Origin of the sequence: Anabaena sp. AL93 (genome assembly GCF_001672085.1) — a bacterium.
GTDB classification, from domain to species: Bacteria; Cyanobacteriota; Cyanobacteriia; order Cyanobacteriales; family Nostocaceae; genus Dolichospermum; species Dolichospermum heterosporum.
In genome coordinates, this window is sequence record NZ_LJOU01000007.1 from 25,319 (window position 1) to 37,611 (window position 12,293).

At 36.9% G+C, this 12,293-nt stretch carries 11 protein-coding genes; 3 read left to right on the plus strand and 8 right to left on the minus strand.

Features of this window, described 5'->3' with window-relative positions; genetic code table 11:
- Positions 1-92: 92 nt before the first annotated feature.
- The 6 genes from AN486_RS03050 to ilvN form a co-directional block, all read right to left on the minus strand.
- Complete coding sequence (locus AN486_RS03050) at positions 93-1,343, minus strand: O-antigen ligase (RefSeq protein ID WP_053537492.1); 1,251 nt, start codon at positions 1,341-1,343, stop codon at positions 93-95.
- Between the two features lie 12 nt (positions 1,344-1,355).
- Positions 1,356-1,574: a hypothetical protein gene (locus AN486_RS03055; RefSeq protein WP_053537493.1), complete on the minus strand. Its 219-nt coding sequence runs from the start codon at positions 1,572-1,574 to the stop codon at positions 1,356-1,358.
- Positions 1,575-1,629: 55 nt separating this feature from the next.
- A complete protein-coding gene (locus AN486_RS03060) occupies positions 1,630-3,057 on the minus strand; it encodes an oligosaccharide flippase family protein (RefSeq protein WP_325064594.1) in 1,428 nt (475 codons plus the stop codon).
- Complete coding sequence (locus tag AN486_RS03065; protein ID WP_053537494.1) at positions 2,993-3,976, minus strand: hypothetical protein; 984 nt, start codon at positions 3,974-3,976, stop codon at positions 2,993-2,995. Before AN486_RS03065 ends, AN486_RS03060 begins: the two co-directional genes overlap by 65 nt.
- A gap of 58 nt (positions 3,977-4,034) precedes the next feature.
- Entirely contained in the window at positions 4,035-6,080 is a 2,046-nt protein-coding gene (locus tag AN486_RS03070) for a nucleoside-diphosphate sugar epimerase/dehydratase (RefSeq protein ID WP_053537495.1), read from the minus strand.
- A gap of 571 nt (positions 6,081-6,651) precedes the next feature.
- Entirely contained in the window at positions 6,652-7,170 is a 519-nt protein-coding gene (gene ilvN / locus AN486_RS03075) for an acetolactate synthase small subunit (RefSeq protein WP_027403392.1), read from the minus strand.
- Positions 7,171-7,532: 362 nt separating this feature from the next.
- Here ilvN and AN486_RS03080 point away from each other — a divergent pair, with 362 nt between their 5' ends.
- Complete coding sequence (locus AN486_RS03080; protein ID WP_290599210.1) at positions 7,533-7,871, plus strand: BON domain-containing protein; 339 nt, start codon at positions 7,533-7,535, stop codon at positions 7,869-7,871.
- Between the two features lie 106 nt (positions 7,872-7,977).
- Here the strand turns inward: AN486_RS03080 and AN486_RS03085 are convergent, their stop codons facing one another.
- Positions 7,978-8,880, minus strand: a complete 903-nt coding sequence (locus AN486_RS03085; protein WP_168635633.1) for an alpha/beta fold hydrolase — start codon at positions 8,878-8,880, stop codon at positions 7,978-7,980.
- Between the two features lie 551 nt (positions 8,881-9,431).
- Here AN486_RS03085 and infC point away from each other — a divergent pair.
- Together infC and AN486_RS03095 are read left to right on the plus strand one after the other, a co-directional pair.
- Entirely contained in the window at positions 9,432-9,965 is a 534-nt protein-coding gene (gene infC, locus AN486_RS03090; RefSeq protein ID WP_015083285.1) for a translation initiation factor IF-3, read from the plus strand.
- 580 nt (positions 9,966-10,545) lie between these two features.
- The gene (locus AN486_RS03095; protein WP_053537497.1) at positions 10,546-11,526 is read left to right on the plus strand and encodes a folate-binding protein YgfZ; all 981 of its coding nucleotides are present in this window, start codon (positions 10,546-10,548) and stop codon (positions 11,524-11,526) included.
- 149 nt (positions 11,527-11,675) lie between these two features.
- On the opposite strand, the gene AN486_RS03100 is transcribed toward AN486_RS03095, so the two are convergent.
- Positions 11,676-12,266: a DUF5331 domain-containing protein gene (locus AN486_RS03100; protein ID WP_168635632.1), complete on the minus strand. Its 591-nt coding sequence runs from the start codon at positions 12,264-12,266 to the stop codon at positions 11,676-11,678.
- Positions 12,267-12,293: the final 27 nt, after the last annotated feature.

Genomic DNA, 12,293 nt, shown 5'->3' on the forward strand with positions numbered 1-12,293 from the left:
ACCTTTTATATAAAAGGTTTTGTGATTAAAATTTGTATCTCATTTACTTACAATATGTTGTATGTCTCTGATTACTATTGAAATCAGTTGTATCACACATTTATTATTTTCCTCTGATTTTTATAAATTTGAGATTTAGTTTTGGAAGTCTGGTTAGTTAAAGAGTTTATAGATAGTAAATAAAACCAAAAAATTGGCTGTCGTAATACATAGTGAAAGCAACTAAATATCGTTAAGCATATAACGGCTGCGAACATGATAAATGATTGCTTTTTCCATGCTTGCCAACCTATCCATCCTAGTAATGAAATATAGGCTATTATTCCCACAATTCCAGAACTACTACCCCAATCTATAAACGTATTGTGTGCTTCCTCATCTAAAAAAGGTCTAGTCTCACCTGAATGGGCGCCAGGACCAAGACCAAATAAAGGGGAAGAAGAGATTGCAGTGATGCCATTTTTCCATAATGTCACTCTGACGCTTCCTTGATTACCCTGATCATATACATTGGCAGTATTACTATATAGTTGTTGATAGCTAAATTCCGCCAATATTAATATAATAATAGCTGCTGATATACCCATAATAGCTCGAATAAGTCCTTGCATTTCTAATTTAATATTTTTTTTAAGCACAAGATTTTTGTCAATTAATAAATATAATTCTAGAAATATAATTAAAGTAAATCCAATTATCCATCCAAAGAATAGGGCATCAGACTGTGTAGCTGTACCTAAAATAAAGCAAATAACTATTAAAAATATAAATTTTGATTTTGAAAAAAATTGACTACTACTTCTGAAAAGATAGAAAGTAAAAAATGGTATTACCGTTAAAAATAAAGCTAATTGGTTGGGGTTTTGAGACCAACCTAGAAATCTGACTCCTCCATACCAAGAAGTTAAAAAAGGTATAAAAGAAGGAAATAAAAATAAAGTCAACAAAGCTAATAATGAGAAAGAAATCACATAATCAATCATTTTCTTTATTTCCAAATAAAAAAAATAAGAATTAGCTAAACATAGTGAAAAAATAAATGAAAAGCCAAAAGCAAAATAATCATGATGCCATGCGCTACTTTTTAAATTTAGTGAGTCTGCAATTGACAAACCCAAGGTAAGAGAAATAAATCCAACTCCCCAAAACGAGTAAATTAATTTTACAATTGGTGTAATCAATAGACATTTATTAGTTAAAAGTTTAACAAGAACGAATATTATCCAAATAAATAAAATAATTTCGCCAATGCCAATCGGAATTCCAGGGAATCTGAGTTGAGTTGCAGTTGTAAGTATGATTCCAGTTACTAACCAAATTAATTCTAAGTTTGTATTTTTCATCAAATTGGAGCATTAAATTAAATAATGTTTTTCAACGCAATTAGCCCAAAATCTCTGCGATTCATTTAAATTTTCTTCACTTAATGGAGAACCAACACGATGCTTTAGTATCTTAAACTTTAGACCTGTAGTAATAGCAAAAATATCTACTAAAGATTTAGCAGTTTGTTCTATTACTCCCCAAAATAAAAAATAATTTTTATCAGCAAGTCCTCTATGAATTAGAGCCAATGAAAAATGAAAATACTCATAGCGATTGCTTAGTTTAATCGTTTAGAAATTCCCATCATCGCTTGTGTAGTAAATGAAGAATAACTGTAAACGTAAAACCTATGCGAATAACTGCGGCAATCAATAAAGCGATCGCTGCCCCTACCAAACCCAGCTTCGGCAGCAGCCATAGACAACCTACAGTTGAAATACTTGTCACAGTAACAAACAAAGGTATTTGGATACGAAAATATCGAGCTGCCGTCATTCCACAGTCTAGGAAAGATGATATGTAATTAAACCCAGCAATAACCATCAGCCAAATAAATAAAGTTGTCTGCTCGGCATATTCAGAGCTATACAGCAGCATTAGAATTTGTCGTCCACTCGTCACCGCTACTAAAACACCTATTCCGCCTTGTAAAGCAGCTATTCCCACTAGTTTCAGCAGGAGGTTACGAAAACCTATAAGATTTCCACTAGCATAATATTTTGCTAGACGGGGACTGGCTGACTGCCCCAAGGCATTCACTACTATGTTTCCAGCCATCATCATATAAGCCAAAGCCGTAAAAATACCCAGTTTCCTTTCATTCAAGTAATACTCAATCAAGTATTGAGGAATGTTGGTATTGAGCGAAACTAGCATCATCGCAAACCCCAATGGGAAACAAAGCCATACTAGATGTTTTAGAGTTTTCAGGTGCCAACGAGGTTGCAATTCTGAGATATCTTTTAGCATCAAAAGACCACTAGGAAGGTCATAGCCGAGTAGAACCACAGCCCAAACGCAGACTAACCCAAATACACCCCACAAAATATTACCGGATATATATATTCCTCCGCCTAAAAACAGCAATGACAGAAGTCCTTTAATCATCATCGAAATGGCAATCCGATCCATTCGTTCATGCTGCTGAATTAGCCCCTGAAATATATCACTAATAGACTCGAATACCTTGGCTGTTCCTATGAGGAAGATTACTAAAGATGTTTCCCTTTGATATCCACCTAAAAAGCTAATAACTGTAATAGTTAGAAGTGCCAGTGTTGTTGATATTAGCCTTAACCCAAAGTAATCACTAAACAAAAACTGTTTTTGAGCATCTGTTGCTTGGACAGCCCTTAGTTGGAGATCTGTAAACATGATTATAGGTGCTGTTACAGCCAACCCCAAGGTAAACTGCCCTACCATTTTTGGGCCGCCAAGTTTAGCCAAAACTACTAACATTCCCCATTGGCAAGCTGAATAAACAAAATTACCAACAAAAGTCCAAGAGAAATTACGACGTAGACTCATGGAATTATTTTTTTTTGCATTGGCTTTAGTCATGAGATTGAGTCTTTCGTCAGAGGAAATAGTATGAGGGATACCATCTTGAGATTTGACGAGTGAAAGATCAAAAATCCCTGCATCAGTGGAATACTCCGAAATAATATCATGAAAATATCTTCTCGAAATCACTGCTATTGAAGCCAAAATTGAAGGAAGAATGATAGCCATCTACACAAGCTATCCAGTCACCTTTATTAACTATATGAGGATCAATATTATGCATTCCATCAGCATTCCAACCATATCCACTTGCACCTATGATTGGATTTTCATTTACTGATTTTTCTGAATAATTTGTTGTACTCAATTCTGTTATTTCAAAAGCCCGAACTTTGTTTCCATAGCGGAATGGCTGACAATCTTGGCTATATCTAAAAAGCTTATTATCAAATATTGTCATCCTTCCACCAGGTCTAGCGATATGGAAATCTCTTTGAATAATAGGGCTTTTAGGATGCTCAATCCATTTTCCCGTTAAGGACTCAGCATAGTATAGCCGCAAAAAATCATTGTTTCCAGTAGTTGTAAATAGCCACCATTTATCTTGAAAATAAACAACGGATGAATCTTTAAAATTCTGCCCTTCAATTAAGGTGTTTAAGTATGACCACTGTTCAGGAAAATCAGTTGCTTGATAAAGGCGAATAGAATTTGATGCGTTGCTTTCTGGAACCATATAATAACTATTATCCCATTTAAATACATAGGGATAAGACAAATGGAAAGATTCGCGCAGAATAATTTTTTGATAGTTCCATTCTATGCCATCAGTGCTTGTTGCCAAGCCAATTTCTCCTCTATTTGTTTCAATGTTCATAACCTCAAAAAACATATACCAAGTCCCATTTTCATAAACCATAAATGGATCAGCAACAAACTCTGCTGAAACATCTATAACATCTTTAGCTGTTAAAACTGGATTTTTGATATTCTCTTGAGAACTTAACTTAAAAGGTGATTCCCCTGTATAAATTCCTATTGACCAATCACATTTCCTCCGGACAAAAATTTTTGCAATCTTTTTAAGAGAAGATAAATATGTTGACATTGACAAATTTTCTGTCTGAACTTTATTGCTTGATTTCATATTTTTCTACAGATTTATTAACACTACGAAGATAAAAGCAGCAAAAATCTTAATCTATTTAGGCAATTTTGGGTTTGGTACTTTTCGGAATATTTATCCAACTATTTGATGTGTGATTAGTAAATTGACCAGGCTCTAACAAACTTATTTCTTCTGGCAATTTTGGTTTATAACCTGCCACTAATTGTGACAGCAATAGCATAATCGAATCAGCATCATTTTTAGCTGCTACTCCCAGTAAAGTTTCTACCGTAATATCCAAATAACTAGGAATAATCTGGCTCGCATTTTTCACAATTAACAGTTTTTCATGCTCCGTCTTTTCATATTCTTCTCCCTCAATAAACAATTCTTCAAATAACTTTTCCCCTGGTCTTAAACCTGTAAATACTATGTCAATATCTTTGTTAACCTCATATCCTGAAAGATGAATTAGTTCTTTTGCTAAATCTACAATTTTCACCGGTTCACCCATATTTAGCATTAAGACTTCACCACTACGACCCAGGACAGATGCTTGTAAAACCAGTTGCACTGCCTCTGGTATGGTCATAAAGTAACGGCAAATATCGGGATGAGTAACTGTAATTGGTCCACCTGCTAAGATTTGTTTTTGGAAAGTAGGAACTACGCTACCTCGACTCCCTAAAACATTCCCAAAACGCACAGCTACATAAGATTTACCACTTTGTTTTGCAGCTTGTAAAACTAACATTTCGGCTACTCTCTTACTAGCACCCATCACATTAGTAGGATTAACTGCTTTATCTGTGGAAATCATCACAAAATGTTCAACATTATATTGCAGTGCTACCTGTATTAAATTCCGTGTACCAATCACATTATTAGTAATTGCTTCTGCGGGATTTAATTCCATCAGAGGGACGTGTTTATGAGCAGCAGCATGAAAAATTACATCTGGTTTAAATCTCTCAAAAGCGTATTCCAATCTCGACCGCACTCGAATATCAGCAATGAATGTATAAATCTGCGGTATATTGATGACTGATTGACCATTATTTTTGAGAATTTGGATTAGTTGTTCTAGTTCTTGTTGGATATTGAAAACAGAATTTTCTCCATGTCCAATCAGGATGATTTTAGCTGGATGACAACGGAAAATTTGCCGGCATAGTTCACTCCCAATTGATCCTCCTGAACCTGTAATTAAAACTGTTTTATCTTTAATAAATTTAGACACCCTTTTAATGTCTATATGAATAGGTTCTCGTCTGAGTAAGTCTTCAATTTTGATATCTCTAATACTATCCAATCGGACACGACCATTGAGGATTTCATGTATTCCTGGTAAAGTGCTAGGTTGGACTCCATTGGCTTGACAAATATCAACAATTTCTCGAATAATTTGTCCAGAAACTGTAGGCATGGCAATAATAATTTTCTGAATTTTTAATGTTTTGATTACCTCAGAAATTTTATAGCGATCGCCCAATACCGGAATTCCCCGTAAATGTATATGCTGTTTTTTGATATCGTCATCAATAAAGCCTACAGGATAAACCCCAGACTGGGGATTTCTTTGCATATCTTCCACAAGAGAAACCCCCGCATTACCCGCACCAATAATCAGCACTCTCTCCCTATGCTTAGATATTTTCTGTCTATGATTTACCCTTTCTACAACCCGCACACTAAACCGTAGCGCAATCACACAAATACCAGAAAGTATTCCCTCCAAAATCGGTAGTGATTGCGGAAGATTACCTAATAGCATATTGAATGTTTTATCCAATATATTAAATAGCGTTGTTTGGATGACTATCACACCCATCATCAACATGACTATATAGATTACTTCCTCAATACTTGCATATCGCCAATAGCGTTTATAAAAACCACAGCCCCAAAAAACAATTAGTTTAACTACTAAAAATAAAATTGTAGCAACTTCTAACTGTGAAATATATTCTTGCAAATTCAGATCACCATCTAAACGCAAGAATAATGCTAACAATGGTGTCATCGCAAAAATAGTAATATCAAAAATAAACCAATGTCTATTTCTAACTTTACTTAATTGATGGGATAAGGTTTTAATTGTTTTCTGAACAGTAAAATGAGAGACGAAAAACAGGATATTCACATCAACATCTCCAGGAAAATATATGAAATCTTTTCACTAGATAAACACCTGAGATTTTAATTGTTAATCTCAAAGACATGACATATTCAAATCACCGTCTTGCAGCAGAAGTCAGGATTCAGGATTCAGAAGTAAAACTGGCTTACTGTCCGGCTTAAAATTTAGATTCTGTACCTCATTAATCTGCAATCTGCTCCCTTCCAATCACCCTCTTAAATAATTAATTATGTGGTGATTTACAAAAATAAATCTTCACCAATTAAATGAAAATGTCATAGCGTTGATAAATATCAACTAAACATAAACATTAATGTATGGGTTATTATTTTTTATCTTGAACTTATAGAGGTTTTATCAAATTTCCACTGCTTAAGTCATGCCAGTTTGACACAAATTCCCTATTAAATAAAAATAATAGCAGCAAGTATAGTGTTTACACCATATCTGCTGCTTGATTGGAGCGAAAACTCCGATTGTTGACTTTTAATCCAACTATTAAAAATTCATAAACAGCCTGTTGAATTTGCTGTGTGAATTTTTAATTACTAATGTTTAATTCTGTTTTGCGTTACTAGACTTTTGCTTGTAACGACTTCAGTAATTCAGTATTCACACCCGATTCACGAGTCAGAGAAATTTTACCTGTGCGAGCAATTTCTCTCAATCCAAATTTCTGTAGCACTTGCACAATCGCTACCATTTTACCAGGATCACCAACAACTTCCAAGGTCAAAGAATCTTCAGCCACATCTACAATTCGCGCTCGGAAAATCTGAGACAATTCAATAATCTCCGAACGATTAATGCTAGTAGCATTAACCTTGAGAAGCATCAATTCTCTTTCTACACAAGGAATTTCTGTAATATCCTGCACTTTGAGAACATTAACCAACTTATATAGTTGTTTAGTAAGTTGCTCAATAATGCGATCATCGCCAGGGACAACCATCGTAATTCGGGATACTCCATTCTGTTCCGCAGGTCCCACAGCCAGGCTTTCAATATTAAAACCCCGACGAGCAAATAAACTAGCAATGCGGGATAGAACCCCCGCTTCATCTTCCACAATAACTGACAGCGTATGTTTCATCGGCGACTAAAGGAGCATGACATGAACGCAGACCGGCACTCATGACTGCAAAGCGAGTTTCTACTACGCTGCATTGTCGGTCTGAATTTTTATTTTATACTTAATAATTGCAATCATTCCGTTCCTGTGGAAAACTTATCTATAAGAATAATATTTAATTTTTGTATCCCTTACGGGAGGTATCAGCCATAAATATCCGTAAGATGTGTTGGCGACAGAGTAATACACCATGATCATAAATATCTAACTCTTAGCAGGAATATTACTAATTTAGATATATCTATTTTCAAAGGTAGATGCAGCCTTTAAATTAACGCCATATATTGTCATCAGCAGTGAAAATTGACAGGAACAAAGTATTTATGGGTTGGTTACAAAGAATGTTTGGCTTAGAAAAATCGGAAAGCACCCAAGTTAATCCAAATTCTAGCTATGATGCTAATACACAAACCATAGAGTCAGAACGTATAGGACTAAATGGAGAATATGATCAAAGTGGTTTAGCCAAGCGAGTAGCATTAGCATTTGATCAAGATCCTGACCTTAATGATATTGATACTCTCTGGGTTGCTCAAACAGGTAGCATTGTGGTACTAAAAGGTCAAGTTCCCACTCAGGATATTCTTAATCAACTAGTTGCCGTAGCTCACACTGTTGATGGCACTACAAATGTTGATACTACACAAGTTAATTTAAATTAGATTAATTAGGGTTTGCTGAATAAGTTGTTGATGAGGACAGGAAGTAGGGGTAGATGTTTACCAATTACCCATTACCCATTACCCATTACCCATTACCCATTACCCATTACCCATTACCAATCCAACCTAAAATCGCCTGGTTAACTTGTTCTGGTGATTCGTCATGGGGACAATGACCGACATCTTCCAGATATAGCAATTGCAATCTTTCATTGTAGCCCACAAATTGATTTGCTAGTTTTGGCGGCACAAATCGGTCTTTTGTTCCCCAAATTAACAGCATAGGAATTGTTAAGTTTGGTAAAATTTTCTTGACACTAGGACTAAAGTTAATCCCTGTTGTGGCTTTGAACAAGGCTCTAAAGGCACGAGCAGATCCCCTATCCTGGGGTGGTCCTGCTAAAATATCTATAAGTTCATCAGTAATAGCTTCGGGATTGGCATAAGCTAAACTAGCCCAAGGGCGCAGCACACTAGGACGACGCACAAAATAAAATATCGGTTTCAATATTAATCTGGAAGTAAATATACTTTTAATCCCGCTGACAAGAGGTTGCAAAGCAGTCGGAATCATTTCTTGTTCCAAATTAGGATCAGGTAAACTGATCATCACTATCCCCTGTATCATGTCAGGATGGTTAGCGGCTGCGACGAGAGAAATCAGTGAACCGATGGAATTACCTACCAAAACCACTGGTTGACGGATAAAAGTTTTCCAAAAATCGTAAACCTGCTCTACCCACAGTTCCACATTGTAGTTAGTTGCAGCTTTTTCCGAAGCCCCAAAACCAATCATGTCCAAAGCGTAAACCGTGTGAGACTTACCCAAAACCTCTAAATTATGTCGCCAATGACCAATGGAAGCGCCGAAACCATGAAGTAAAATTAAGGGTGTTGTTCTTGCATAATCATGGGGAGGACGAATATAAGTATAACGGGTTTGCCAACCACGCCACACCCAATCCCTTTGATTACCAACTCTTTGCTGCCAATCTCTTGCGGTAGTCACAGTTATCTCTTAGTGATTAAGTAGGTGAACACAATAAAACCAAACTGTGTAAAGAAACGTAAAATCGCTGAAAACTTCTTTACTCTTGCCTCTTGCCTCTTGCCTCTTGCCTCTTGCCTCTTGCCTCTTGCCTTGCTATGACGACAATCTTCAACGCCAACCTACTTAGTTGGAAACTATTAATTTTGTGCGTTCTTTCTTAATATGTTACATTATATTTGGTTAGCTTCAATGTATACCTAATTTTGCTATCATAGAAACATCTTCTAGATATCATACCTCTATGTATCTCAGAAGAAAATTGTAACAATAGTTATTAGTGTCAAATATCATGTAATTTACATTAAATAATGCAGTGGAATCAACTCAGAGTCCGGCTATACAGTCAACGACTTGATCGAACTTCTCTTATAAATTTGCTACACTAGAGAGGGATATTCATTTTCCAATTCTGAGTTACTGTTGTATTTTGCCTTCAATGGCATATCAGACTAAACTAACTAAATCAAGACCAGTCCAAAATCTTAACTAAAGAGCTGCCACTAATCATAATGCCTGTGATTGAGAAAAAAAGAACTCGCGATCTGCCCCAAATTAACGAACGGATTCGCTTCCCGAAAATTCGGGTGATTGACACTGATGGCGCACAACTGGGAATTATAACTCCGCAGGAAGCGATACAATTAGCAGAGGAAAAGGAATTAGACCTAGTGCTAATTAGTGACAAGGCTGATCCGCCAGTATGTCGAATAATGGACTATGGGAAATATAAGTTTGAGCAGGAGAAGAAGGCGCGGGAAGCCCGGAAGAAGCAGCACACAGCTGATGTAAAAGAAGTGAAGATGCGCTACAAGATAGAAGAACATGACTATAATGTGCGCGTTAAACAAGCCGAGCGCTTCCTCAAAGATGGCGATAAAGTTAAGGCTACTGTGATGTTCCGAGGGCGGGAAATTCAACACAGTGACTTGGCAGAAACGTTGCTTAAACGAATGGCTACGGATTTAGAACCTTTTGGTGAACTTCAGCAAGCACCGAAGAAAGAAGGGCGGAATATGATGATGCTGATTTCACCAAAAAAATAATCTTGTCAACAACCTAGTAATGAGTGCTGTATAAATTAGTGAATAATAGGATCTAAAATTGACCCCAGGGAAATTCTTCCCATTCCCTCAGCATTCATCCATAATTAGATTTATGTCAATTTATTCTAAAATGATAGTCCTGACGGCTGAGTGGGAAAAATAATCCTCAGTTGTTCAGGACTTTTCCTATGTTATGAAACAAGAGTCACCGGGTACTATTAAAGCACAGGAAAGTTTATGGGTAAATCTAGTACAGCATGGCGTTATGGGTTGGGGTAAATAAATTTCATGCTGTTATTGATGAATCGTTTCTGGGCGCAGACCCTGCGCCCCTACTTTCTGAATTTTTCATGGTCAGAATCTACTAGTACAGCTTGGCGGAAATAATATGACTATTAAAATTTTCTCTGTTCTCTGTTAAGAGTTTCCTGCCTTCACGGTTATATCATGCTAAAGAACAGGGACGCGATCGCTATTGTATGGCAGAATAGGGTATTGCCAAGAGTTTTTGCTAATTACCAAATTATTTGCTAATATTTTTCAAAAGATAATATTAAAATTAAGGTAAATTTGTACCACTATGTTAACATCCGCAATTGATACTAAAGATGTAAATGCTATGCAATCGGTACAGGAAGGGGTGGTAGTGTGCGATCGCTCTCCCTGGGGACTTATCCGTATTTCTGGCGATGATCGTCTTCGCTTCTTACACAATCAAAGCACTAATGATTTTCAATCTCGCAAACCTGGTCAGGGCTGCGATACTGTGATGGTGACATCTACAGCCCGCACGATAGATTTAGTCACAGCTTATGTCTTAAATGATGCTGTTTTATTATTGGTTTCCCCGAACCGTCGTCAGGAACTTATGAAATGGTTAGATCGGTATATCTTCCCTGCTGATCAGGTTAAATTAACTGATGTGACAGAAGAAACAGCAATATTAAGCCTCATTGGACCCCAAAGTCATGCTGTTATCGAAAAATTGGGGGCTGGTGATTTAATTGGTCAACCAAATGGTAATCACATTTTGGTTGGTGGGGTGATAGTTGCGGTGGGTAGCGGCTTGGCTGCACCCGGATATACACTGATTTTACCCCGCGCTGAAAAACAAACATGGTGGGAGAAAATACGGTCATTGGGGGCTGTGGAATTGGGCGATCGCAATTGGGAAATGTTACGAATATTACAAGGTCGTCCCGCTCCCGACTCGGAACTCACGGATGATTATAACCCCTTGGAAGTGGGCTTATGGCAGGCAGTTTCCTTTAATAAAGGTTGTTATATCGGTCAAGAAACCATTGCCAGACTTAATACATACAAAGGTGTAAAACAATACCTTTGGGGAATTCGTCTTAGTGCTGGGGCTGAACCAGGAACAGTAATCACCATTGGCGAAGAAAAAGTAGGTAAACTCACTAGCCATACAACCACTCCTGATGGTCATTTTGGACTAGGTTACATCAGGAGTAAAGCTGGTGGAGTTGGCTTAAAAGTGCAAGTTGGAGAAGCAGCAGGAGAAATAATTGCTATTCCCTTTGTCTCCCACGAATATCCATAAATTCATGTCTATACTGCAAACGGTTCATAGTTTAACCAAATATGAAACCCCTCTGGTAAACCTCTCCCCGCAACGGGGAGAGGCTTTGAACCTTGTTCTTTGTATGAGAAAAAAGTCCAGCTTCTAGCCGTTTTGAGTATAATTGTCCATTACCCATTTCCCCTACCTGGACACAATTCATCTATCCAAGAAGGCAAAATATTGCTATGAGTAGATGAAATCCGGGTAATATTTGGGCTGGGAAATCCCGTGGTTATCAATCGTTTATCTATTTGTTCCCTTCCCAATCCTAGAGGCAGCTTAACTGAAGAATGGTCATGAATTGGTGTAGCAACTGCAATCACAGAAATGCCTGTAGTCATTTTTAATAACACCTGTTTATGTTCTTTGGGTACAGGTGAATCTGTCAGGACTATATGAGCCGGAGAGGTACTAACAATCTCATTTTTGGCGGTAGAATGCTGGGATTTTAATAAGTTTAGCTCCTGTTCAGGATTGAAGTGTAAACACAAAGCTACAATTATCTGATCAGGATCATTGTTTAAATCCAAAATGAAAGGGAGAATTTTTTTTAACTCTGGTTCTAAAGTAGATAAAGTCGCTAAGATGTAACCAGAAGAAGGTCGGCGAATACCATAATAATCTTTCCATATCCGCATTTTCACTAGCCAAGAACGATTTTGTTCGTAATAAATTAGCCACTTCTTTTTTAATGATTGACGTAAATGCTGAATATCCATTCATTCCCTCACTTCTTACTGTACCAA

Bases quoted from the DNA above. Each gene is read 5' to 3' on its own strand.
- AN486_RS03050 (WP_053537492.1), bottom strand. From the start codon at position 1,343: ATGAAAAATACAAACTTAGAATTAATTTGGTTAGTAACTGGAATCATA.
- AN486_RS03060 (WP_325064594.1), bottom strand. From the start codon at position 3,057: ATGGCTATCATTCTTCCTTCAATTTTGGCTTCAATAGCAGTGATTTCG.
- AN486_RS03065 (WP_053537494.1), bottom strand. From the start codon at position 3,976: ATGAAATCAAGCAATAAAGTTCAGACAGAAAATTTGTCAATGTCAACA.
- ilvN (WP_027403392.1), bottom strand. From the start codon at position 7,170: ATGAAACATACGCTGTCAGTTATTGTGGAAGATGAAGCGGGGGTTCTA.
- AN486_RS03080 (WP_290599210.1), top strand. From the start codon at position 7,533: ATGGGTTGGTTACAAAGAATGTTTGGCTTAGAAAAATCGGAAAGCACC.
- infC (WP_015083285.1), top strand. From the start codon at position 9,432: ATGCCTGTGATTGAGAAAAAAAGAACTCGCGATCTGCCCCAAATTAAC.
- AN486_RS03095 (WP_053537497.1), top strand. From the start codon at position 10,546: ATGTTAACATCCGCAATTGATACTAAAGATGTAAATGCTATGCAATCG.
- AN486_RS03100 (WP_168635632.1), bottom strand. From the start codon at position 12,266: ATGGATATTCAGCATTTACGTCAATCATTAAAAAAGAAGTGGCTAATT.